Raw genomic sequence first — 23,011 nt, forward strand, 5'->3', positions numbered from 1 at the left:
TTACAGGATGTCCCCGCGCAGCGCCTCGGTCAACGAAGAATTGCGCAGGCGTTCCCAGGAGCGGCTTCTGCAGGCGGCGGTCGAGCTGGTGAGCGAGCGCGGGTACGAGGCGACGACGCTCGGCGACATCGCCGACCGGGCGGGCTCGGCGCGCGGCCTGGTGTCGTACTACTTCCCCGGCAAGCGCCAGCTGGTGCAGTCCGCGGTGCACCGGCTGATGCACCGCACGCTGGAGGAGGCGCTGGAGCGCGAGCCGCGCACCGAGGACGGCCGGGAGCGGATGGCACGGGCCGTCGACGCGGTTCTGGGCCTCGCCCGTGACTATCCCCTGCTGATGCGCCAGCACATGGCCGGGCTGCTGCAGGCGGAGGGTTTCCTGCCGTGCCCGGAGCAGCGGCGGCTGGCCGAGCTGCTGCGCGACACCGTGGCCCGGCACGGCTCACGGGATGTGGACAGCGACTATCCGATGCTGCGCGCGCTGCTGATGGGGGCCGTGTACGCGGCCCTGGTGCCGGGGGCGTCGATGCCTCTGCCGGTGCTGCGCGCCGAGTTGTTCAAGCGCTACCGGCTCGACTGGGAGATGGGGGTCCCGCCGGACACCGGGGTGCCCGGCGGGACGTGCGACACGGATCTGTCGCGGTTCTTCGCGACCGGGGCCGCACCGGGGTGCGGGCCGGAGGGTCAGTCGAAGTAGTCCGGCTGCGTCTGCACGTTGAGCTCACGCAGGTGGACCCACTTGGCCGGGTCCGTGCGCCGGTCGTTGATCTTCAGGACGTCGAAGCCCTTGGCGATGTCGTTCGAGTAGACGTAGCCGTTGTAGTAGTACGCCGACCAGGAGCCGCCGGTGACGATCTTGTCGGTGGTCAGCGGACCACGCTCGAAGTAGGCGATCTCCTTGGGGTTCGAGGAGTCGGTGAAGTCCCAGACGGAGACGCCGCCCTGGTACCAGGCCTGGACCATGAGGTCCTTGCCCTTGACCGGGATCAGCGAGCCGTTGTGGGCCACGCAGTTCTCGGTGTCCGCCTGGTGACGCGGGATCTTGAAGTAGCTGCGGAAGACGAGCTTGCGCTGGTCGCCCTTGCCGACGATGTCGTAGATGCCGTCGGCACCACGGTTGGGGCCGATCGCCGCGTTGCAGGTGGCGCCGCTGCCGCCGCCCAGCTCGTCGGTGAACACGACCTTGTTGGCCTTCTGGTTGAAGGTCGCCGAGTGCCAGAACGCGAAGTTGACGTTGTCCTGCACCTGGTCGATGATCTTCGGCCGCTCCGGGTCCTCGATGGACATCAGGATGCCGTCGCCCATGCAGGCGCCGGCAGCGAGGTCCTTGGAGGGCAGCACGGTGATGTCGTGGCAGCCGGTGGTCTTGGACACGCCCGGGTTGGTGGGCGCGCCCGGGTTGCCCCCGCCGTCCGGGCCCTCACCCGGGAAGAGCACCGGGAAGTCGATGACCGCGGCCTTCTCCGGGGCGTGGCGCGGCACCTTGATGATGGAGATGCCGTCGTGCGGCGGCTGGCAGTCCGGGTACGCGGCGTTCGGCGAGTACGAGGACACGTACACGTAGACGTTGCGGCGCTCGGGCACCAGCGTGTGGGTGTGCGAGCCGCAGGCGGTCTCGACGGCCGCGACGTACTTCGGGTTGCTCTTGTCGCTGATGTCGAAGACCTTCATGCCCTCCCACGAGGACTTCTCGGTCGCCGGCTGCGTGGTGCTGTTGCAACTGCTGTCGCTGCGCGAGGAGTCCGTGGACAGGAACAGCAGGTTCCCGGAGACGGAGACGTCGTTCTGCGAGCCGGGGCACAGCACCTGGGCGACCGTCTTCGGCGCCTTCGGGTTGCTGATGTCGAAGATGCGGAAGCCGTCGTAGTTGCCCGCGAAGGCGTACCTGCCCTGGAAGGCCAGGTCCGAGTTGGTGCCGGGGAGCACGTCCTTGGGGACGTTGGCGACGTGCTGGATGTTGGCGGAGTGGACGATCTCGTCCTGGGCGGGTATGTCACCGCTCTGGATGGCTTCCCTGGCCTCGGCCTGGGCGCTCTTGGAGACCTCCTTGGGCTTGGCCGGAGTGTCCCCGGGGTCAGGGATCGCGGCGGCCGGGGCGGCCGTCAGGAGCGCGGCCAGCAGTCCGCCCGCTGCCGCCGCGACTCCCAGGCGTCTGCGCCGTGTTCGGGGGTCGTTCAACAGGATCACTGTTTCCTCCCTCTGTTCCGTTCACCTCGGAACGGTTCACGCAACCCGAAGTATTGTCTTGACCATGCACAGTCCAACAGAGGGCAACAGGAACGCAATGAAGTTTTTCGATCAGTAACCCCCGGAAGCATGCTAGGACTTCACTCACACTCACAAGGTGTCCTTCAACCCGCCTGCCACAGGAGGTCGTAGTGCTCTTCCGCCGTGCGTTCCGCGCGCCTGTCGTCGCGACCGGTCTGACCGCCCTGGTCGTGCTCGGACTTGGAGCATGCGACTCCGGTTCTGACGCCGAGTCGGCCGCGGAGAGCGGGCCCTCGGTCATCGCCCCGGGCAGACCCGGGGAGGCCAACCGCACCCTGTCCGCCGAGGACGCCGCGGAGCAGCGCGCGGAGGACGACTCCCCCAACTCGGCGGACGTCTCCTACGCGCGCATGATGATCGTGCACCACGCCCAGGCCCTGGAGATGACCGAACTGGCCCCGAAGCAGGCCGAGTCGACGCAGGTCAAGCGGCTCGCCGAGCGGATCACTGCCGCCCAGAAGCCCGAGATCGAGGCCATGAGGGGCTGGTTGAAGAAGCACGGCAAGGCGGAGAAGGACGACGGGCACGGCCACGGACACGGCCACGCGGCGATGCCCGGGATGGCCACCGAGGCCCAGCTGAAGAAACTCCGCACGGCGCACGGCAAGGCCTTCGACCAGCTCTTCCTCACCCTGATGATCACCCATCACGAGGGCGCGATCACCATGGCCACGGACGTGAAGGCGCAGGGCAACAACATCCAGGTCGAGGAGATGGCCGACGAGGTGATCGCCCAGCAGACGAGCGAGATCACGCGGATGCGGGACATGCTGTAGGAGCCGCGGGCGGCCGGGGCCCTGCCGGCTGCCGGTGACCGGCGCGCGTGGCTCAGCGTCGCGCGCGGCGGCGCGTCAGGAAACCGGCGTCACGCGCCTCGCCGATCAGCCGGAGCGCCTCGCGGCGACTGTGCCCCGTCGCGCACATCACGGCGAGAACGGGGTCGGCGCCCTCCTCCTGGGCCGCGCGGTACTCCCGCGCCGCCAGCCACCGCCCCTCCATACCGCGCGGCAAGGCCGCCCGGGCCCGACGCGATCCCCCGCCGCCACCACCGTCCGGCCCGGTCTGCGCACCGCACGCCTCGCCGAGCGGCCCCTCGATCCAGTCGGCGAGCACCGCAAGGTCGTCCAGGGACAGTGCCGGCTCGGCCCGGACGTCCTCGAGGCTCACGCACCCCGCGCACTCCACGGCCAGCACGTCGACCCGGGCCCCGTCCGCGAAGGCCAGCCGCACCTCGAACCAGCGCGCCGTGCTCCCGCCGTCCCGCACCTGCCACGCGGGCCGCACGGACACCGCGCCGTCGGCCGGAGAGCGGTCCGACAGATGAAGAAAAGATGCTTCCAGCACACACGCAACGTAACCGCATGATCACATTCCATACGAACGGACACGCATGCTCATACGGCGCACGGCACCCTGTCAGCGGAGCCGCGGCGGTGCGATGCTGGAGGCATCTACGATCTCGTGAAGATCCCCCGGGATCCCTCGAGCAAGGAGTTCCGCCGTGCTGCGAGTCGCCGTCGTAGGCTCCGGGCCGAGCGGGTGCTACGCCGCCCAGAGCCTGGTCCAGCAGGACTCCGAGGTGCGCGTCGACGTCCTGGACCGGCTGCCGTGCCCGTACGGGCTGGTCCGTTACGGGGTGGCGCCGGACCACGAGAAGATCAAGTCGCTGCAGAACAACCTGCGCACGGTGCTGGAGCACGACCGGGTGCGTTTCCTCGGCGGTGTGCAGGTCGGGCCGGGCGGGGTTCCCGCCGCCCGGCTGCGGGAGCTGTACCACGCGGTGGTGTACTGCGTGGGTGCCGCCACCGACCGGCACCTAGGGATCCCCGGCGAGGACCTGCCGGGCAGCTGGTCGGCGACCCAGTTCGTGTCCTGGTACAGCGCGCATCCCGACGCGGTCGACGACGGTTTCCTGCTCGGCGCGCGGTCGGTCGTGGTCATCGGCGTGGGCAACGTCGCCGTGGACGTGACCCGGATGCTGGCGCGCGGCCCGGCCGAGCTGAGCCCGACGGACATGCCGCAGGCCGCGCTGACCGCGCTGGGCGCCAGCCGGGTGACCGACATCCACATGGTGGGCCGGCGCGGCCCGTCCCAGGCCCGTTTCACCACCAAGGAACTGCGCGAGCTGGGCACCCTGCCGGGCGCCGGCATCGGCGTGGACCAGGCGGAGCTGGCACTGGATCCGGCGTACGAGGACCCTTCCGCACTGCCCGCCGCGCAGCGCCGCAACGTGGAGGTGCTGCGCGGCTGGGCCGGGGCCCCGCCGAGGGACACGCCTCGGCGGATCCGGCTGCGGTTCTTCCTGCGCCCGGTCGAAGTCCTCGCCGACCAGGGGCGCGTGGGCGCCGTGCGCTTCGAGCGGACGGTGCCGGACGAGCAGGGAGGGGTGACGGGCACCGGCCGGTACGAGGACATCGAGGCGCAGGTGGTGCTGCGTTCGGTGGGCTACCGCGGGGTGCCCCTGGAGGGGCTGCCGTTCGACGCGGGCAGCGGCACCGTCCCGAACCTGGCCGGGCGCGTACTGCGCGAGGGCGTCGTCACGCCGGGCGAGTACGTGGCGGGCTGGATCAAACGGGGCCCGACGGGCGTCATCGGCACCAACCGGCCGTGCGCGAAGGAGACGGTGCTGTCCCTGCTGGAGGACGCGCCGGTCCTGGAGCGCAAGGAGGTCCCCGATGACCCGCTCCCGGTGCTGCGCGCCGAGGGGGTCGAGCCGGTCGAGTGGTCCGGGTGGCAGGCGATCGAGCGGGCCGAGGCGGAGCTCGGGGCCTCACTCGGACGGAGCGTCGTCAAGCTGCCCGACTGGGAGTCGCTGCTGGCGGCGGCGCGAGCGGTCCGCCCGTAGGGTCGGCCCACCTCTCTGTGGGCATGACACACAGCGGCAACAGTCCGGTAATCAACAAACTGTTCAAGCCCCTTACGGTCTCGGACTGTTCGCGCATCCCGCCGCCCAGGAGTGTTCATGGCCACCACCGCGCCCGTTCATCCCGTCGACGAGGTCCCGCCCGTACGGCAGTTGGCCGCCTTCGGGCTGCAGCACGTGCTGGCGATGTACGCGGGGGCGGTGGCCGTTCCGCTGATCGTGGGCGGTGCGATGAAGCTGCCGCCCGCGGATCTGGCGTATCTGATCACCGCCGACCTGCTGGTGTGCGGGATCGCCACCCTCGTCCAGTGCATCGGCTTCTGGCGCTTCGGCGTACGGCTGCCGATCATGCAGGGCTGTACGTTCGCTGCCGTGTCGCCGATGGTGCTCATCGGGACGACGGGCGGCGGGCTGCCCGCCATCTACGGTGCGGTGATCGTCGCCGGGCTCGCCATCGTGCTGCTGGCGCCGGTCTTCGGCAGGCTGCTGCGCTTCTTCCCGCCCCTGGTCACGGGCACCGTCATCCTGATCATCGGCGTCTCGCTGCTGCCGGTGGCCGGCACCTGGGCCGCGGGCGGCGCCGGCGCCGAGGACTTCGGGGAGCCGCGGAACCTGGCGCTGGCCGCGTTCGTGCTGGCGGTGGTGCTGGGCGTGCAGCGGTTCGCGCCGGTGTTCCTGAGCCGGATCGCCGTCCTGGCCGGTATCGGGGTGGGGCTGGCGGTCGCCGTGCCGTTCGGCTTCACGGACTTCGGCGGGGTCGGTGACGCCGACTGGCTGGGGATCAGCACGCCGTTCCACTTCGGGGCGCCGACGTTCGAGGCCTCGGCGATCGTCTCGATGCTGGTCGTCGCCCTGGTGACGATGACCGAGACGACCGGTGACCTCATCGCGGTCGGCGAGCTGACGGACCGCGCTGTCGAGCCGCGCTCCCTGGCGGACGGCCTGCGCGCCGACGGACTGTCGACCGTCCTCGGCGGCGTCTTCAACACCTTCCCGTACACGGCGTACGCGCAGAACGTGGGTCTGGTCGGGATGACCCGGGTGCGCAGCCGCTGGGTGGTGGCCGCGGCGGGCGGCATGCTCGTCCTGCTCGGCCTGCTGCCCAAGCTGGGCGCGGTGGTGGCGGCGATCCCGGCGCCGGTGCTGGGCGGCGCGGGACTGGTGATGTTCGGGACGGTGGCCGCGAGCGGGCTGCGGACCCTGGCGCGGGTGGACTTCAGGGGCAACCACAACCTGACCGTGGTGGCCGTGTCGGTGGCCGTGGGCATGCTGCCGGTCGGTGTGCCGACGGTCTACGAGAGGTTCCCGGACTGGTTCCAGACGGTGATGAACAGCGGTATCAGCGCGGGCTGCCTGACGGCGATCGTGCTGAACCTGCTCTTCAACCACCTCCCCGCGCGGGCGGGTTCAGTCGGTGCCGACGCGGGCGGCCTGCCGGTCGGCGGCGGCGAGGAGGGCGTCGAGAAGCCCCGGGAAGAGATCGTCTAGGTCGTCCCGGCGCAGGCCGTTCATCTTGGCGGTGCCGCGGTAGGTCTGCCGGATCACCCCGCTCTCGCGCAGCACCCGGAAGTGGTGGGTGGTGGTGGACTTGGTGACCGGCAGGTCGAAGTGCGAACAGGACAGCTCGTCGCTCCCGGCGGCGAGCTCGCGCACGATCCGCAGCCGCATGGGGTCGGAGAGCGCGTGCAGGATCCCCTCCAGCCGGATCTCGTCGTGCGCCGGGTGGGGCAGTTCTCGGCTGCTGGTGGCGGGGGCGGCGGTCGTCACGGCGGCGGCTCCACATTCGTCCGGGAGTCCCCATTGTACGAGACCTCTCGAAATTTTTGTACGAGAACCATCGTAGTTTGACAACCCCCGTACTACGGTGTCTACCGTACTACTCGACCGCCGGTCCTGTGATGAATGGAGTCCGCCGTGAGCGCACTGTTCGAGCCCTTCGCCCTGCGCGATGTGACGATCCCGAACCGGGTGTGGATGCCCCCGATGTGCCAGTACTCGGCCGCACCGGAGGGCCCGGACACCGGCGCCCCCACCGACTGGCACTTCGCGCACTACGCCGCCCGCGCAACCGGCGGCACGGGCCTGATCGTCGTGGAGGCCACCGGCGTCTCGCCGGAGGGCCGGATCTCGCCGTACGACCTCGGCATCTGGAACGACACCCAGGTGGCGGCGTTCCGCCGCATCACGGGCTTCCTGGCCGCCCAGGGCACGGTTCCGGCCATCCAGCTGGCGCACGCCGGCCGGAAGGCCTCGACCGACCGGCCCTGGAAGGGCGGCGCGCCGGTCGGACCCGAGGCGCACGGCTGGCAGCCGGTGGCGCCGAGCCCGCTCGCCTTCGCCGAGGGGCACCCGGTCCCGACGGAGCTGACGGTGGCCCAGATCCAGGAGATTGTCGGCCAGTTCGCGGCCGCGGCCCGCCGCGCGCTGGACGCGGGTTTCGAGATCGCCGAGATCCACGGCGCGCACGGCTACCTGATCAACGAGTTTCTCTCCCCGTACTCCAACCGCCGCACCGACGCCTACGGCGGCTCGTACGAGAACCGCACCCGCTTCGCCCTCGAAGTGGTCGACGCGGTACGGGAGGTGTGGCCGGACGACAAGCCGCTGTTCTTCCGCATCTCGGCGACGGACTGGCTGGACGACGAGGGCTGGACGGCGGACGACACCGTCCGCTTCGCCGCCGACCTGAAGGCCCACGGCATCGACCTCCTCGACGTCTCCACCGGCGGCAACGCCTCCGGCGCCCCCATCCCCGTCGGCCCGGGCTACCAGGTGCCGTTCGCGGCCCGCGTGAAGGCGGAGACGCCCCTGCCGGTCGCCGCGGTGGGGCTGATCACCGAGACCGAGCAGGCGGAGAAGATCCTCGCCAACGGCGAGGCGGACGCCGTGCTGCTGGGCCGCGAACTGCTCCGCAACCCCTCCTGGGCCCGGCACGCCGCACGTGAGCTCGGTGCCGAGGTGCGGGTGCCGGAGCAGTACCACCGGTCGATGTGACCCCGGCGCCCACCCCGGCCCCGCACAGGGGCGTCAACGGGCCGTGCAGGCCGCCCCGTTGAGCGTGAAAGCCGCCGGTGCCGCGCTGTTCCCGCCGTGGTTCGCCTGGTAGCCGACGCTCACGCTCGCGCCGGGCGCGATCGTGCCGTTGTAGGAGACGTTGGTCGCGGTCACCGCGCCGGACGACGGCGCGTACGTCGCGCCCCAGCCGCCCGTGATGGTCTGGCCCGCGGGCAGGGTGAAGCCGAGCTTCCAGCCGTTGATCGCCGTCGTACCGGTGTTGCTGACGGTGACGGAGGCGGTCAGGCCGGTGTTCCAGGCGTTGGTGGTGACCGTCACCCGGCACGCGCCCGGCTGGGGCTGGGGCGCCGGGCCCGAGCGGTCCAGGCCGAAGAAGGTGAGCACCCGGGACGCCATGCCGTACGCGTACAGGTTGTGACCCACCCCCTGGAGGCTGACCGCCTCGACGGGGGCCCGGTCACCGGTGCCGCCGTAGCGGGTGCGGGTCCAGCCGGACTGGGGCGAGTCGGTGGCGGCCGGGGTCTGGCTCACCCCGTGCACATTCGTCCACTGCTTGATCATCTCGTTGAAGTTGGGATAGCGCAGCACGTCGTCCTCCGTGCCGTGCCACAGCTGCATGCGCGGCCGGGGACCGGTGTAGCCGGGGTACGCGCCGCGGACCAGGTCGCCCCACTGCTGCGGGGTACGGGTCACGGTGCCGTTGGCGCAGGCACTGTTCCACTCGGAGCCGTCGGTGGTGGCGAAGCAGCCGAACGGGACACCCGCGAAGGCGGCGCCCGCCGCGAACACGTCCGGATAGACGCCGAGCAGCACGTTGGTCATCATCGCGCCGGAGGAGATGCCGGTGGCGAAGATCCTGCCGGTGTCGGCGTTGTGCGTGCGCACCACCCAGTCGACCATCGACTTGATGCCGACCGGGTCGCTGCCGCCGCCGCGGCGCAGCGCCTGCGGTGAGGAGACGTCGAAGCACTTGCTGGCCCGGGTCACGGACGGATAGACGACGATGAACCCGTAGCGGTCGGCCAGCGAGGCGTACTCGGTGCCGTTGAACATCGCCGGGCCGGAGCCCGTGCAGTAGTGCACGGCCACCACGACCGCCGGGTTCGGGGTGACGTTGTCCGGCACGTACAGGTACATCTGCAGGTTGCTCGGGTTGGCGCCGAAGTTGGTGACCTCGGTGAGTGCCGCGGTCGGGGCCGCCTCGGCACGCGCCGAGGCGGATGCCGCGGGCGCGGCCAGCACGCCGGCCGCGAGCAGCGGCAGGAGCGCGGCGAGGAGCGCGAGGAGCGCCCTGACCACTGTGGCGCGGCGGTGCACCGGGGTGAACACCGGCCCGTCGGCGAACGTACGCATGTGCGGAGTCCTCATGACCCGCCCTCTCAGGAAAGGGAAGCGTCCGATCGCATGGTGACATGCACATGGCTTACGTGGAAGCGCTCCCACAACCTCGACCCCCTCCGACCAGGCCGACTGAACGCGTTCCGCGCGAACCGTTGACTAGAAAGCGCTTGCCGCCTACGGTCCGTTCAGCAGTGTGACCGACCCGAGCCGCTCCGGGCCTGAAAGGTCATGCTGACTGAGCGCAGCGTTCCAGTGCACATACACGAGTCATGTACATGTACGACCTAGCGCTTCCGAAAGGACGCACCCGCATGCGCACTCTCCCCCCACGTACGCAGGCGCAAAGATCCGCACCGGTGGCCGCGGCGGCCGCCCTCGTGACGACGGCGGTCCTCGCCGTTCCGCAGTCGGCCGGGGCGGCCGAGAGCTCCCCGGTCGGCTTCGGCGCGGGAACGACCGGCGGCGGCAGCGCCTCGGCGGTCACCGTCTCCTCGCTTGCGGCCTTCGAGGCGGCGGTGGCCGGCAACACGGCCAAGGTCGTGCGGGTCGACGGCCTGATCTCGCTCAGCGGTCAGATCGACGTCGGCTCCAACACCACGGTGCTCGGCCTCGGTTCGTCCTCCGGGTTCACGGGGGGCGGGCTGCGGCTGAAGAAGGTGACGAACGTCGTCATCCGCAACCTGAACATCAGCAAGCCGGTCGCGCCCGCCGACGGCATCACCGTCGAGGCGTCCACCAAGGTGTGGATCGACCACAACTCCTTCTCGGCCGACCGCGACCACGACAAGGACCACTACGACGGTCTGCTGGACATCAACCACGGCGCGGACAACGTCACGGTGTCCTGGAACACCTTCCAGGACCACTTCAAGGGCTCGCTCGTCGGCCACAGCGACGACAACGCCGGGGAGGACACCGGCCACCTGAAGGTGACGTACCATCACAACCACTTCAACAATGTCTACTCGCGCATCCCCAGCCTGCGCTTCGGCACGGGGCACTTCTACAACAACTACGTGGAAGGCGCCGACACCGCGTGCCACTCGCGCATGGGCGCCCAGATGCTGGTCGAGAACAACGTCTTCCGTTCGACGAAGGTTGCGGTCACCACGAGCCGCAGCGGCGACGTCGACGGATACGCCAACCTGCGCGGCAACGATCTCGGTGGAGCCGCGACCGAGATCTCGCGGGTCGGTGGCTTCACCAGCCCGCCGTACGGCTACACCGCCGAGCCCGCCTCGTCCGTCGTCTCCTCGGTGACGCCGGGCGCCGGCGCGGGGAGGCTCTGACACCCCCCACCACAGATGAACCCCCCACCACGACAGAAGGAATCGGGACATGACTTCTGCGACACGACCGCGCGCCCGCAGGCGTGCGCTGACCGGCGCGCTGGCCACGCTCAGCCTCTCGGTTGGCATGATCATGACCATCAGCCCCGCGGCGAGCGCCGCCACCTGGCCGACCCCCAACGGCAGCCAGGGGACCTCCTCCACCATCTCCGTGTCCGGCACCAAGGACTACGGCATGAAGCGGTTCTACGGCACCGGGAACCTGGCCGGTGACGGCCAGGAGGAGGGCCAGGACCCGATCTTCAAGCTAGCGGACGGCGCGGTGCTGAAGAACGTCATCCTCGGTGCCCCCGCCGCCGACGGCATCCACTGCCTGGGCAGCTGCACGCTGCAGAACGTCTGGTGGGAGGACGTCGGCGAGGACGCGGCCACCTTCAGGGGCGGCAGCGGCGCCACGTACCACGTGATCGGCGGCGGTGCGAAGAAGGCGGCGGACAAGGTCTTCCAGCACAACGGCGGCGGCACGCTGAACGTCTCCAACTTCGCCGTCCAGGAGTTCAAGACCCTGTACCGCTCCTGCGGTGACTGCTCCACGCAGTACACCCGCAAGGTCAACCTCAACACCATCGACGTGACCGGGACGGGCACCACGGCCCGGCTCGTCGGGATCAACGTCAACCGCAACGACGTGGCGACGCTGCGCGGCATCACGATCCGCAACGACGCGAGCCGCAAGGTCATCCCCTGCCAGAAGTACAACAACAACACCGCCGTCGGGACGGGTCCCGACAGCACGAACTGCCTGTACTCCAGCTCCGACATCACCTACAGGTAACCCCCGCGGGTACCCCCACGGTGAACGCGGCCGTACGAAGCGCCCCGGCGCGGCGCTTCGTACGGCCGCCGCGCTCTGTCCCGCGCACGCGCGCGCGTACCTCCCCGATCAGCTCCTGCTGCTAGCCGGCGCACGCGGCGCGCAGGTCCCCGCCCGGCCGGTCGGCGGGCAGCAGCTCCCGGGGCAACACGGTCGGGGAACGTCAACGCCCTGGACGTGCTGCGGGCACTCGGCCGCGCCCCCGGCGCCGTCGAGGCGCTGTTCGCCGGCACTCGTCCTGGCCCGGGGGCCGACGCCCGGCTGGACGCGGCCGTCACCCGGCTCGAGGACCGGCTGGCCGGAACCTCCCCGGCGGGTGCGCGCCGACCGGTGGAGCCGATGGCGCTGACACTCCAGGCCTCCCTCCTGGTCCGGCCCGCCCCGGCCGCGCTCGCCGACGCGTTCTGCGCGACCCGGCTCGGCGACGACGGGGACCACGCGTTCGGGACGCCGCCCGACGCGGCGACTCTGGGCACGGTCCTCGGGCGGGCGCTCCCCGACGGGGACCGACGCTCTTCCGGCCATAGGGCCGTACGGTTCGCGCACCGTCACCTCCCGATTCCGCTTCGTTGTCAGTGCCGTGGTGCAGACTCCCGATCAGTTGGCACTCGCCTGGGGAGGACAACGTGTTGACGGGGATCGACGAGGTCGACTGGGCCTCGCTGCGGCATGCGTACGGCAGTGCGGAGGACGTGCCCGGGTTACTGCGGGGACTGGCCTCCGCCGACCCCTTCGAGCGGGAGACCGCGCTCGACGGGATGTACGGCGCCGTGCACCACCAGGGAGATGTGTACGACGCGACGCTCGCCTGTGTTCCGTTCCTCCTCGCGCTCGTGGTGCGCGAGGAGGTCAGGGACCGGGCGGGCATCGTGGAACTCCTCGTCAGCATCGGCGGGGAGGCGGAAACGGGCGGGCGCGACCCGCTCGCCGAGCGGGCCCGTGCCGCGGTCCGGGCGGGCGGGGAGGTGTTCGCCCGGCTGACGGGGGACGCGGACGCCGACGTCCGCCGCGCGGCACCGGCCGCGCTCGTACGGTTCCTCGACGAACCGGCCCGCGTGCTCGCCCTGTTGCGTCAGCGGCTCACGGTGGAGCGCGACGACCGGGTCCTGCTCGCCCTGACCGAGAGCCTGGGCCTGTTCGCGCGGCGGCATCCCGGGCACGCGGCCGAGGCACTGGACCTCCTGACCACGCACAGCGCACCGCCGTACGCTCCCGGGCTGAGACTCGCCGCGCTGGGGCAGCTCGCGGGCCACGCGCCCGAGCGGCTTCCGGCCGACCTGGTGCCGACGGTCGTACGGCTGCTGCGGGACCGGTCGCAGGAGCGGGCCGGCGTACGCGACGCCCCGCAGCCGTCCGGCACGGACACGCTCGTCGGCCGGCTGCGGCGGCTGCGCCCGTCGGACGAGGAGGGCTCCCACCTGCTGCGCACCCTGCACAGCGCGCTGGACGGCCGGGTGGCCGACCGGGTCGCCCTGTTGTGCGGTCAGTTGCGCTGTCCGGATCCGCTCGACCGGTGCAACGCGGTGTGGATGTCGGCGGGCCTCTTGCGTGAGTGGCGCGCCGACCACTTTCAAACCGTCGCCCTGATCGGCGCCCAACTGGGCGCGGACGAGGACCGGTTGCGGGACGCGGCGGTGTCCGTGCTGGGGGACCTCTTCGAACTGGCCGCGCCGGCCGCGAATCCCCTCCACGCGCTGGTGTCCGCCCGCCCCGACGGATGGACCCGACGCTGGGAGCGCGGGGCGCCGACGCTGGGCGGTGCCCTCAAGGCGCTGGCCAGGACCGGGGATGCCCGGGCGACACCGGTGCTCGCCCAGGTGCTGGCGGGTCCCGTCGTCCCCGACGACCTCGGGTGGGTGGTGCCTCACCTGGGCCGGGCCGCCGCGCCGCTCGCGCCCGCGCTGCGGCGCAGGCTCGCCGTGATCACCCTCGGCTCCCCCGACACACAGGCGCGTGCCGTGCCCCTGCTGGCGGCGCTCGCGGCGCTGGGCGACACGGAGTCCGTGCCGGTGATGCTGCGGCTGCTGCACGGCGCACCCGACGGGCCGCGTCCGTGGGAGACCGCCGTGGCGCCGACGGTGCGGGCCCTCGGCGCGCTCGGGGTCGGCGCGCGCGAGGCGATACCGGTGCTGCGAGGGCTGCTGCGGACGGAGCACGCGGTCGCGGCGGCGGGCGCGCTCTGGTCGGTCGAGCAGGACGCGGAGGCCGTACTGCCCGTCCTGCTGCGGGCGGTCGCGGACCCGGGCGTGCGCTGCCGCGAGGAGGCGGCCGAGGTGCTGGCGCGACTGGGACCGCCGGCCCGGCCCGCGCTGCCCGCGCTGCGGGGGATGGCCGGTTCGGCGGACGTGTGGGAGCGGACGGCGGCGGCGTGCGCGGTGGGGCGCGTCACCGGGGATCCGGGACCGGTGCTGGGGACACTGCGCGCCGCCTGGGCGGATCATCCGCACACCCGCGTCCGCATCGCCGCGTGCGTGGCGGCCCTGGGGCCGTCGGGAGCGCCGCTGCACGATCTGCTCCGCGCGGAGATCGCCGCGCCACGGCGTCATCGGGCGGACACCGGCGGGTACGGGAGCCATGACGTCCATGAGGACGAGCGGTTGCTGCGACTTTGCCGGGAGGGGTTGGTGGGGCCTTAGAGCTGGTGGGGTGAGGCTGCCGGTTGCCGGGCCCGCTTCCGGCTCGGGGCTCCGGCCATGAGGCGTCTCCCGTGCGTGCCCGGCCTTGGGACTCCGGCTCGGTCGTCGTGCTGTTACGGGGTGTCCGTCGCTGCTCGGCGTCCTCGGGTGTGCCGCGAGGCGCTGGCGCGCCTGGACCGCGATGGGCTGGTGGCAAGCACCCAGCTACCGAGCACGACCCAGGCCTCCGCCTTGTCCGCGCGGCGCTTGAGCGGGTTGCCCCGCCGGCGCCACAGCCACGCCTTCGGACCCCGTAACGCCATCGAGGGCACCCTCCTCACACGCTCTGTCCCGGACCGTCCTCCCCCTACGCGGAACGGCCGTCGGCTGCTCACGGCACCCGCCTCACATTCCGCGCGCCCGGCCGACGACACGGCGCTGACCTGCGGCGCGGCCCGTTCCAGAGGTGACTGTCAGTGGTGGGGTGCAGACTGGCCCGTGTCTGAGACGAGGGCGTCGACGATGACGTCACGGAGGTGATCGGCATGACCGAGGTACTGCTCGCCGTGGGGACGCGCAAGGGCCTGTTCATCGGGCGGCGGCGGGGTGGTGGCACCTGGGAGTTCGACGAGAGTCCGTACTTCAACGCGCAGGCCGTGTACTCGGTCGCCATCGACACCCGCGGCGACACCCCGCGCCTGCTGGCCGGCGGCGACAGCTCGCACTGGGGCCCGTCCGTGTTCCACTCCGACGACCTGGGCCGGACCTGGACGGAACCGGCCCAGCCGGCCGTCAAGTTCCCGAAGGAGACGGGGGCTTCGCTGGAGCGCGTGTGGCAGCTGCACCCGGCCGCCGCGGAGCCGGACGTGGTGTACGCGGGCACGGAACCGGCCGCGCTGTACCGCTCCGAGGACCGCGGGGAGACGTTCGAACTGGTAAGGCCGCTGTGGGAGCACCCCACACGCTCGAAGTGGGTGCCGGGCGGCGGCGGTGAGGGCCTGCACACGGTGCTCACCGACCGGCGCGACCCGAACGCCGTGACGGTCGCCGTCTCGACCGCGGGCGTGTTCCGCACCACCGACGGCGGCACGACCTGGACACCTTCCAACTCCGGTGTCTCCGCGGTGTTCCTGCCCGATCCCAACCCCGAGTTCGGCCAGTGCGTGCACAAGGTCGCACGGGACGCGGCGAACCCGGACCGGCTGTACCTGCAGAACCACTGGGGCGTCTACCGCAGCGACGACGCGGGCGGGCACTGGAGCGACATCGGCGAGGGTCTGCCGTCCACGTTCGGCTTCGCGGCGGCCGCGCACCCGCGCCGCGGGGACACGGCGTACGTGTTCCCGATCACCGCGGACTCGGACCGGGTGCCGGCCGACCGGCGCTGCCGGGTGTTCCGCACCGCCGACGCGGGCAAGAGCTGGGAGCCGCTGACGGCGGGGCTGCCGCGGGAGGACCACTACGGCACGGTGCTGCGCGACGCGCTGTGCACCGACGACGCCGACCCGGCGGGCGTCTACTTCGGCAACCGCAACGGCGAGGTGTTCGCGTCGTCCGACGACGGGGACAGCTGGCGGCAACTCGCCGCGCATCTGCCGGACGTGCTGTGCGTGCGGGCCGCGGTCGTCGGTTGAGCAGGACGGGCCCGCGCGCGGTCGCGCCCGGGTGCGCTCGCATCCGAGGTGACGCGCTCGCATCGGACGCGCGTGCGCCGGCGTCGGACAAGAGGGGCCTTGGCCACCGGTTGATCCCCGCTGCCTGTACGGCAGTAGGGTGACGCCCGTGGCACCACGACCCTTGCATGAAATCGTCGAAGCGGGCTGGGCGAAGGCCCTGGAACCGGTGGCCGGACGGATCGCCGCGATGGGTGACTTCCTGCGCGCGGAGATCGCCGCGGGACGCACCTATCTCCCGGCCGGGCCGAATGTTCTGCGGGCCTTCCAGCAGCCCTTCGACGAGGTTCGCGTCCTGATCGTCGGCCAGGACCCCTACCCGACGCCGGGGCACGCGGTGGGGCTGTCCTTCTCGGTCGCACCGGAGGTGCGGCCGCTGCCCGGCAGCCTCATCAACATCTTCCGGGAGTTGAACACCGACCTGGGCCTGCCCCAGCCGTCCAGCGGGGACCTCACGCCGTGGACCGAGCAGGGCGTGCTGCTGCTCAACAGGGCGCTCACCACTGCCCCGCGCAAGCCGGGCGCCCACCGCGGCAAGGGCTGGGAGGAGGTCACCGAGCAGGCGATACGGGCGCTGGCCGGGCGCGGCAAGCCGCTGGTGTCGATCCTGTGGGGCCGTGACGCCCGCAATCTGCGTCCGCTGCTCGGTGAGCTGCCCGCGGTGGAGTCGGCACACCCCTCACCGATGTCCGCGGACCGCGGTTTCTTCGGGTCCCGTCCCTTCAGCCGCGCCAACGACCTGCTGATCCGGCAGGGCGGCCAACCGGTGGACTGGCGCCTGCCGTGACCGGGGCGCAGACCGGGGGCGAATCCGGCTTTCTCGCCGTGGACTCGGGCGGCTCCGGCCTCCGTGCCGTCGTCGGCACCGCCGGGCGCGGCCTCCTGGCGCGGGGCGCCGCGCCGGAGCCCGTCCGCACCGGCGCGCGGGGCATCGATGCCGGTCATCTCCTGGCCCAACTGGTGCCCCTGGCCCAGGCCTTGACCGACCAGGCCGGTGTGGACCGGCTGGAGACGGCCGTCGTCGGTGCCGCCGGGTTCGCCACCCTGGGCGACGCGCTGCGCGCCGAACTGCCGGGCACCCTGGCGCGTGAACTGGGTGTGCGGCGCGTCGCGCTGGCCGCCGACGCCGTCACCGCCTACGTCGGCGCCCTCGGGCCACGGCCCGGTGCCGTGGTCGCCGCCGGCACGGGCCTGATCGCGGTCGGCACGGACCTGACGGAATGGCGGCGTGCGGACGGCTGGGGTCATCTCCTCGGCGACTGCGGCGGCGGCGCGTGGATCGGCCGGGCCGGACTGGAGGCCGCGCTGCGCGCCCACGACGGGCGGAAGGGCGGTTCCGCCCGGCTGCTGGCCCGCGCGCGGGAGCGGTTCGGGCCGATGCCGGGGCTGCCCGTGCAGCTGTACCCGCGCCCGGACCGCCCCGCCGTGCTGGCCTCCTTCGCCCCCGAGGTGGGCGCCTGCGCGGACGAAGACCCCGTCGCCGCGGGCATCCTGCGGGCGGCCGCCCGGCACATGGCCGACTCCGCCGCCGCTGTCTGCCCGGCCGGCGGGGAACCCCGGGTCGCCGTCACCGGCGGCCTTCTGTCGATGGGCGACCCGCTCGTCGTCCCGCTGGACGAGGAACTGACGAAGCGTCTGCCGCACGCCCGGCGGGTCGCGGCCGACGGCGATCCCCTGCACGGCTCGGTACGCCTCGCCAGGGACCTGACGGCCGGCACGCTCACCGTTCCGGGTGATGCGTCGCTGTTGCACGTGATCGTCGGAGAGGGCGGCTGAACGCGCCCGGCGCCGATCACATGCGACGGATATGTCACTCCATCCGTACGTAACTCATCAGACAAAACAGGACGGATACCGCTCACCTGCACCCTCCCCGAACTGGGGAGCCCAGGAAGCCACTAACATGCAGCGCCATGAGCTCCCCCACTGGGCCCGCGTCCGGCCTGCCAGTACGAATGCCGCGCCCCCGCCAGCCCGGACGGCACCGCCGTCCCGAACCGCTGGTGGCACCCGACGGCGCGCCCGCGCTCGTCCTCGCCGTGCCGGGCACGCCCAGTAGCGCCACGCGCAGCCTCGCCGAGGAGGTCGTGAGCATCGCCCGCTCCGAGCTGCCCAGCCTCGACGCGCGCATCGGATACCTCGACGGGGACGACGCCGAGTTCACCTCCTTGCAGTCCGTGCTCTCGCACGCCGCGCAGGAGCGCACCGCCCGCTTCGAGCAGGCCCGTGCCGCCGGGATGGACGTGAAGGAGCCCGACGGTCCCGTCGCCGTCGTCGTGCCGCTGCTCGCCGGCCCGGACAGCGCGCTGCTGCGCCAGGTCCGCCAGGCCGTGATGGACAGCCGGGTGGCCGCCGAGCTGACCGATGTGCTCGGTCCGCACCCACTGCTCGCCGAGGCGCTGCACGTCCGCCTGTCGGAGGCCGGCCTGGCCCGCGCCGACCGCGCCCGTCTGTTCACCGTGGCCACCGCCGCGGACGGCATCATCCTGGCCTCCGTCGGCGGCGACGAGGCCGTCCAGGCGGCCGGGATCACGGGCATGCTGCTCGCCGCGCGCCTGGCCGTGCCGGTGATGGCGGCGGCGCTGGACCAGGAGGGCTCCATCGCCTCGGTCGCCGAGCAGCTGCGCTCCTCGGGCTCGCAGCAGCTGGCGCTCGCGCCGTACCTGATCGGCCCGGAGATCGACGCGGCCCTGATCGAGGAGGCCGCCAAGGAGGCGGGCTGCTCCGCCTCGGAGGCACTCGGCCCGTACCCGGCGATCGGCAAGCTGGCCCTGGCCAAGTACACGACAGCGCTGGGCATCGCCCCGCAGCAGCCGCAGGGCGCGCCGGTGCGGTGACGCGGGGCACGTCCGCGCGTACGATCCAAGGGCCCGTTCCCGGTGGGGAGACGGGCCCTTCATCGTGCATGGAGCGCCCAGCCGGGCCTGGGGCGCTCAGGACGGGCCTGGGGGCCGGCCAGGGCGCCGTCCAGGTGCGCCCGAACACGTCTCCACGCCGACGGCCCGGACACACCTCAGCCGATCACCACGCAGGACGCCGCGGCCACCGCGATCGAGCCGCCGCGGCGCGGTACGCCCGTGCGGGGGTCGACGGTGAACCAGGTCACGTCTCCGGAGTGTTCGTTCGCGACGTAGAGGAAACCGTCCGACTCCGCGAGCGCGCGCGGCCAGCGGCCACCGCTGGGCACCGTCGTGACCAGGCGCAGGCCCTCTCCCTCCACGGCGAACACGGACAGGACGTCCTCGCCGCGTGTGGCGGTCCATACGAAGCGGCCGTCGGGTGAGGCGACGACGCCCGACGGGTACGCGTCGCCTGCCGGGGCCCCGGGCAGGACGGGCGTCTCGGACAGCGGCTCCAGCGAGCCGTCGGCGGCGTGCCACCGGCAGACGGTCAGGGTGGGGGTGAGTTCGTTGACGACGTAGGCGTGCCGGCCGTCGGGGTGGAAGGCGAGGTGGCGCGGGCCCGAGCCGGGGCGCAGGGCGATCTCGCGGTGCGGGCGGAGGGCGCCCTCGGTGAGGGTGCACACTCGTACCGAGTCGGTGCCTAGGTCGACGCTGAGGGCCCAGCGGCCGGTCGGGTCGGGCCGCACCTGGTGGGCGTGCGGCCGCTGCTGGCGTGGCGTGTGCGGGCCCGAGCCGGTGTGCCGGAGCACGCCGGAGGGGGCGGGGGCGAGGCTGCCGTCGGCGCGGAGGGGGACGGCGGTGACGCTGCCGCAGCCGTAGTTGGCGGTCAGGACGTGTCCGTCGTACAGGCACAGGTGGGTCGGTCCGCTCGCGCCGACCGGCACCGGGGGTCCGGCCGGCTCCGGGGTGTCCGCGGTCACCCGGTAGGCGGCCACCGCGCCCTCGGCCGTCTCACTGACCGCGTAGAGCGTGTCCCCGTCGGGCGACAGGGCCAGGTACGAGGGGTCGGGTACGCCGTCGACGCCGCCCAGGACGGTCAGTGCGCCGGTGTCCGCGGCCACGGCCGCCGTCACGATGCCGGGGCCGCCGGCCGCCGTGAACGACCCGATGAACGCCCGCCGTCTGTCGCCGTGTGCCACCGCAGGTCCCCTCTCACTGTGCCGTCGAGGGCGACGGTAACAGAAAGGTCTAGACCATGAGGGGTTACTCGGCGGTCTTCGGTCGGCGCGTCCGGACTCAGGCTCCGACCAGCGGCGAGCCGGACGGTGCGCGCAGCGGCTGGGCCAGCTCGGCGAGGGCCCGCTCCAGGCCGTGCAGATGCGCCAGGACGGGTTCCGACGCCGACGCCTCGGAGGGTGTGACGGCGGCCTTCTGGGCGTCGCCGCCGGTGAGTGCCTCGACCGCCGCCTGCACGCGCCAGCAGGCCGCGGCCAGGCGGGCGTCGTGGGAGGCCTCCGGGTCGGCGGCGACGGCGACCAGGCCGCGGATCTCGCGGGCGCAGTCGTCGAGCAGGCCGAGCACCCGGCGGGCGCGGCGCTTGCGGCCGAGCATCGGGTTGAGGGGGTGTACCAGCGGGGCGACGGAGAGCCGTACCCGGCCGAGCAGCTGCTCCAGTTCCGCCACGCGCGGGGCGGGGTCGGCGTCGGCGACGCCCGCGAGGCGCGCGGCCGTCTCGGCCGTGCAGGCGTGGACGCAGCGCAGGGCCCGCTGGATCCAGTCGTCCGTGACGCTGTGCGTGGTCACGGGCAGGACGAAGAGCACGGCCAGTGCGGCGCCGAGCGCCCCGACGCCGGTCTCGGCGAGGCGCAGGGCGAGCAGGCCGGGGCTGAGCACGCCGAGGAGGCCGTAGAGCAGTCCGGCGAGCAGTGTCACCCACAGCATCATCCAGGTGTAGGACACGGCGGCCGTGTAGAAGATGCCGAAGACGCACACGGCGACCAGGGCGGCCGTCGCGGCCGGGTCCCCGTCCACCGGGACGGCCACGAGCAGGCCGAGGCCGATGCCGAGGACCGTGCCGAGCAGCCGCCGGAACCCGCGGACCAGAGTCTCGCCACGCGAGGTGGTGTTGACGAAGATCCACCAGGTGGCGCCGACGGCCCAGTACCAGCGCTGCCCGGACACCAGCTGGCCCACGACCAGGGCGAAGCCGGCCCCGGCGGTGGCCTGGATCGCCTGCCGAGTGGTCACGCGGGCCAGGCCCGTACCGCCGGGCGGGGCGGGCACGGGGGCCGGGGGCAGGCGGCGTTCGTAGCACCACAGCCCGAAGCGCACCGCCGAGGCAGCGAGCACGGACAGCAGGACGGAGGCGCACAGCTCGGGCAGCTGGTCGGTGGTCGCGTGCAGGAACTGCGCCACGAAGAAGGTCATGAACGCGAACACGCCGAGGCTGTGCCCGCGCGGGCCCCAGCGCCGGGCGTACACGCCCGCGCCGACCACGGCGAGGAAGGCCAGGTCGCGCGCCACGGGGTGGTCGTGCAGTTCGGCCGCGGCGGCGAGCACGGGCAGCCCGACGACGGGCAGCAGGGCCGTGGTGACCGCCTGGCCGCGCACGGTGACATCGGTGACGGTGAACAGGGCGAGCAGCGCGGCGAGGCCGCCGGTGACGGCGCCCACGAGGGAATGTCCGGCCAGGCCGCACACGAGGACCGCCAGCCCGACACCGAGCACGGCGCGCGCGGCGAAGCGCAGCCGTGTCCGGCCCGGGTCCGGAGCCGTGAACACCCTCTTCAGCAGCACTGATTACCGCCCCTTTCGCACGCTGACAGGACCACCGGCGGCACACCGGCACGGAAAAGGCGCCGCGGGGTCCGCAGCGCCATCGACCCCCCTATATCAGCATCACTGCCACCACTGGCTCAACAGGCTCCTTTTACACTGGGCCATTGGCACAGTGACAAGCACGGAAGAGTGCCCACCGGAGAGCCAACGGACGAGGAGGCCGGGCAGCATGGCCGTGGACGAGCTCGACACCCGCATCCTGCGGCTGCTGCTGGAGCAGCCGCGTACCAGCGTGCGCGAGTACGCCCGCATCCTGGGCATCGCCCGCGGCACGCTCCAGGCCCGTCTCGACCGGCTGGAGCGCGACGGGGTGATCACCGGCACGGGGCCGGCCCTCTCCCCCGCCGCGCTCGGCCACCCCGTGCAGGCCTTCGTGCACATCGAGGTCACCCAGGGGCATCTCGACGACGTCGGGGACGCCCTGGCCGAGGTGCCGGAGATCGTCGAGGCCTTTTCGATCACCGGCGGCGGGGACCTGCTCACCCGGGTCGTGGCGCGGGACAACGCGCACCTGGAGGACGTGATCCAGAAGCTGATCAGCCTGCCGGGCGTGGTCCGTACCCGCACCGAGGTGGCCCTGCGCGAGCGCGTCCCGTACCGGCTGCTGCCGCTGGTGGAGTCGATCGGGCGGTCGGCCCGCCGATGACCTGTGCATCATGGCGCCTGAAATCATTGGCGCCATGAGCAATCTCCACGGCATCTCGGTCATCTTCGATCTCGACGGAACGCTCGTGGACAGCGAGCCGAACTACTACGAAGCAGGCCGGCAGACGCTCGCCGAGCACGGCGTCCCGGACTTCACCTGGTCCGACCACGAGCGGTACGTCGGGATCAGCACCCAGGAGACGGTCGCGGACTGGAAGGACCGCTACGGCCTGCGGGCGTCCGTGGAGGAACTGCTCACCGCCAAGAACCGCCGCTATCTGGAGCTGGCCCGCAGCTCCACGCGCGCGTACCCGGAGATGCGGACGTTCGTCGAACTGCTGGCGGAGGAGGGCGTTTCCATGGCCGTGGCCTCGGGTTCCTCGCCGGAGGCCATCGCGGCGGTGCTGACCGGCACCGGCCTGGACGCGCACTTGCGCACCGTGGTCTCCGCGGACGAGGTGGCACAGGGCAAACCCGCCCCCGACGTCTTCCTGGAGGCGGCTCGGCGGCTCGGCGCGGCACCGTCCGACTGCGTGGTGCTGGAGGACGCGGCGCCGGGGGCCGCCGCCGCGCACGCGGCCGGCATGCGCTGCATCGCCCTGCCCTACGTCGCCGAGCAGGCCGACGCCCCGGAGTTCGCCACCGCCGGTCTGCTGCTGCGGGGCGGGCAGCGGGAGTTCACGGCGCGGGCGGCGTACGACTGGCTGGTGCGGTCGGCTCCCTCGGCGTGACCTCTCGCCGCAGGTGCGG

Annotated in this window: 20 protein-coding genes and 1 pseudogene; 15 read left to right on the top strand and 6 right to left on the bottom strand. The window is 72.5% G+C overall.

The features are described from left to right. Positions 1–7: 7 nt before the first annotated feature. Complete coding sequence (locus ACFPZJ_RS06075) at positions 8–694, top strand: TetR/AcrR family transcriptional regulator (protein WP_381018265.1); 687 nt, start codon at positions 8–10, stop codon at positions 692–694. On the opposite strand, the gene ACFPZJ_RS06080 is transcribed toward ACFPZJ_RS06075, so the two are convergent. Beyond that, on the bottom strand, positions 682–2,184 hold the full coding sequence (locus tag ACFPZJ_RS06080) for an LVIVD repeat-containing protein (protein ID WP_381018268.1): 1,503 nt from the start codon (positions 2,182–2,184) through the stop codon (positions 682–684). The genes ACFPZJ_RS06075 and ACFPZJ_RS06080 overlap by 13 nt on opposite strands. A 191-nt stretch (positions 2,185–2,375) precedes the next feature. On the opposite strand from ACFPZJ_RS06080, the gene ACFPZJ_RS06085 reads away from it, so the two are divergent. Next, positions 2,376–3,041, top strand: coding sequence for a DUF305 domain-containing protein (locus tag ACFPZJ_RS06085; RefSeq protein ID WP_381018271.1), 666 nt, complete (start codon positions 2,376–2,378; stop codon positions 3,039–3,041). Between the two features lie 52 nt (positions 3,042–3,093). Here the strand turns inward: ACFPZJ_RS06085 and ACFPZJ_RS06090 are convergent, their stop codons facing one another. Further along, positions 3,094–3,555, bottom strand: a complete 462-nt coding sequence (locus ACFPZJ_RS06090; RefSeq protein WP_381018989.1) for a DUF6214 family protein — start codon at positions 3,553–3,555, stop codon at positions 3,094–3,096. Between the two features lie 211 nt (positions 3,556–3,766). Here ACFPZJ_RS06090 and ACFPZJ_RS06095 point away from each other — a divergent pair, with 211 nt between their 5' ends. Together ACFPZJ_RS06095 and ACFPZJ_RS06100 are read left to right on the top strand one after the other, a co-directional pair. After that, entirely contained in the window at positions 3,767–5,110 is a 1,344-nt protein-coding gene (locus ACFPZJ_RS06095) for an FAD-dependent oxidoreductase (RefSeq protein WP_381018273.1), read from the top strand. 117 nt (positions 5,111–5,227) lie between these two features. Beyond that, positions 5,228–6,616: a nucleobase:cation symporter-2 family protein gene (locus tag ACFPZJ_RS06100; protein WP_381018276.1), complete on the top strand. Its 1,389-nt coding sequence runs from the start codon at positions 5,228–5,230 to the stop codon at positions 6,614–6,616. Here ACFPZJ_RS06100 and ACFPZJ_RS06105 read toward each other — a convergent pair. Next, on the bottom strand, positions 6,536–6,895 hold the full coding sequence (locus tag ACFPZJ_RS06105; protein ID WP_381018279.1) for an ArsR/SmtB family transcription factor: 360 nt from the start codon (positions 6,893–6,895) through the stop codon (positions 6,536–6,538). The genes ACFPZJ_RS06100 and ACFPZJ_RS06105 overlap by 81 nt on opposite strands. Positions 6,896–7,042: 147 nt before the next feature. Between ACFPZJ_RS06105 and ACFPZJ_RS06110 the strand changes: the two genes are divergently transcribed. Beyond that, positions 7,043–8,122, top strand: coding sequence for an NADH:flavin oxidoreductase/NADH oxidase (locus ACFPZJ_RS06110; protein ID WP_381018282.1), 1,080 nt, complete (start codon positions 7,043–7,045; stop codon positions 8,120–8,122). Between the two features lie 33 nt (positions 8,123–8,155). On the opposite strand, the gene ACFPZJ_RS06115 is transcribed toward ACFPZJ_RS06110, so the two are convergent. Next, on the bottom strand, positions 8,156–9,496 hold the full coding sequence (locus ACFPZJ_RS06115) for an extracellular catalytic domain type 1 short-chain-length polyhydroxyalkanoate depolymerase (protein ID WP_381018284.1): 1,341 nt from the start codon (positions 9,494–9,496) through the stop codon (positions 8,156–8,158). A 299-nt stretch (positions 9,497–9,795) separates the two neighbouring features. Between ACFPZJ_RS06115 and ACFPZJ_RS06120 the strand changes: the two genes are divergently transcribed. From ACFPZJ_RS06120 to ACFPZJ_RS06155, 8 genes and pseudogenes are all read left to right on the top strand, one after another. Beyond that, positions 9,796–10,773 carry a pectate lyase family protein gene (locus tag ACFPZJ_RS06120; RefSeq protein WP_381018287.1) on the top strand — a complete coding sequence of 326 codons (978 nt, stop codon included), beginning with the start codon at positions 9,796–9,798 and terminating at the stop codon, positions 10,771–10,773. 49 nt (positions 10,774–10,822) lie between these two features. Next, positions 10,823–11,608: a pectate lyase gene (locus ACFPZJ_RS06125; protein WP_381018290.1), complete on the top strand. Its 786-nt coding sequence runs from the start codon at positions 10,823–10,825 to the stop codon at positions 11,606–11,608. A gap of 192 nt (positions 11,609–11,800) precedes the next feature. After that, positions 11,801–12,145, top strand: a pseudogene (locus ACFPZJ_RS06130) (DNA alkylation response protein); the annotation flags it as partial. 128 nt (positions 12,146–12,273) lie between these two features. Next, positions 12,274–14,283, top strand: coding sequence for a HEAT repeat domain-containing protein (locus ACFPZJ_RS06135; protein ID WP_381018293.1), 2,010 nt, complete (start codon positions 12,274–12,276; stop codon positions 14,281–14,283). A 515-nt stretch (positions 14,284–14,798) separates the two neighbouring features. Continuing rightward, complete coding sequence (locus ACFPZJ_RS06140) at positions 14,799–15,896, top strand: WD40/YVTN/BNR-like repeat-containing protein (protein ID WP_381018296.1); 1,098 nt, start codon at positions 14,799–14,801, stop codon at positions 15,894–15,896. A 148-nt stretch (positions 15,897–16,044) separates the two neighbouring features. Beyond that, on the top strand, positions 16,045–16,722 hold the full coding sequence (locus tag ACFPZJ_RS06145; RefSeq protein WP_381018298.1) for a uracil-DNA glycosylase: 678 nt from the start codon (positions 16,045–16,047) through the stop codon (positions 16,720–16,722). Next, positions 16,719–17,711, top strand: coding sequence for an N-acetylglucosamine kinase (locus ACFPZJ_RS06150; protein WP_381018301.1), 993 nt, complete (start codon positions 16,719–16,721; stop codon positions 17,709–17,711). The genes ACFPZJ_RS06145 and ACFPZJ_RS06150 overlap by 4 nt, the downstream gene beginning before the upstream one ends. 137 nt (positions 17,712–17,848) lie before the next feature. Beyond that, positions 17,849–18,772: a sirohydrochlorin chelatase gene (locus ACFPZJ_RS06155; RefSeq protein ID WP_381018304.1), complete on the top strand. Its 924-nt coding sequence runs from the start codon at positions 17,849–17,851 to the stop codon at positions 18,770–18,772. Positions 18,773–18,948: 176 nt separating this feature from the next. Here ACFPZJ_RS06155 and ACFPZJ_RS06160 read toward each other — a convergent pair whose 3' ends face one another. Both ACFPZJ_RS06160 and ACFPZJ_RS06165 read right to left on the bottom strand, forming a co-directional pair. Further along, positions 18,949–19,977, bottom strand: coding sequence for a lactonase family protein (locus ACFPZJ_RS06160; protein ID WP_381018306.1), 1,029 nt, complete (start codon positions 19,975–19,977; stop codon positions 18,949–18,951). Positions 19,978–20,074: 97 nt separating this feature from the next. Next, positions 20,075–21,571, bottom strand: coding sequence for an FUSC family protein (locus tag ACFPZJ_RS06165; protein ID WP_381018991.1), 1,497 nt, complete (start codon positions 21,569–21,571; stop codon positions 20,075–20,077). Between the two features lie 214 nt (positions 21,572–21,785). On the opposite strand from ACFPZJ_RS06165, the gene ACFPZJ_RS06170 reads away from it, so the two are divergent. Next, positions 21,786–22,262, top strand: a complete 477-nt coding sequence (locus ACFPZJ_RS06170; protein ID WP_381018309.1) for an Lrp/AsnC family transcriptional regulator — start codon at positions 21,786–21,788, stop codon at positions 22,260–22,262. Positions 22,263–22,296: 34 nt separating this feature from the next. Beyond that, positions 22,297–22,992 carry an HAD family hydrolase gene (locus ACFPZJ_RS06175; RefSeq protein WP_381018312.1) on the top strand — a complete coding sequence of 232 codons (696 nt, stop codon included), beginning with the start codon at positions 22,297–22,299 and terminating at the stop codon, positions 22,990–22,992. The last annotated feature ends 19 nt before the right edge of the window (positions 22,993–23,011 follow it).

The organism is Streptomyces bullii, assembly GCF_042657145.1.
GTDB classification, from domain to species: Bacteria; Actinomycetota; Actinomycetes; order Streptomycetales; family Streptomycetaceae; genus Streptomyces; species Streptomyces bullii.

Excerpts from the sequence above, each read along its gene's own strand:
- ACFPZJ_RS06170 (WP_381018309.1), top strand. The coding sequence starts at position 21,786 with ATGGCCGTGGACGAGCTCGACACCCGCATCCTGCGGCTGCTGCTGGAG.
- ACFPZJ_RS06155 (WP_381018304.1), top strand. The coding sequence starts at position 17,849 with ATGAGCTCCCCCACTGGGCCCGCGTCCGGCCTGCCAGTACGAATGCCG.
- ACFPZJ_RS06120 (WP_381018287.1), top strand. The coding sequence starts at position 9,796 with ATGCGCACTCTCCCCCCACGTACGCAGGCGCAAAGATCCGCACCGGTG.
- ACFPZJ_RS06075 (WP_381018265.1), top strand. The coding sequence starts at position 8 with ATGTCCCCGCGCAGCGCCTCGGTCAACGAAGAATTGCGCAGGCGTTCC.
- ACFPZJ_RS06175 (WP_381018312.1), top strand. The coding sequence starts at position 22,297 with ATGAGCAATCTCCACGGCATCTCGGTCATCTTCGATCTCGACGGAACG.
- ACFPZJ_RS06100 (WP_381018276.1), top strand. The coding sequence starts at position 5,228 with ATGGCCACCACCGCGCCCGTTCATCCCGTCGACGAGGTCCCGCCCGTA.
- ACFPZJ_RS06115 (WP_381018284.1), bottom strand. The coding sequence starts at position 9,496 with ATGCGTACGTTCGCCGACGGGCCGGTGTTCACCCCGGTGCACCGCCGC.
- ACFPZJ_RS06125 (WP_381018290.1), top strand. The coding sequence starts at position 10,823 with ATGACTTCTGCGACACGACCGCGCGCCCGCAGGCGTGCGCTGACCGGC.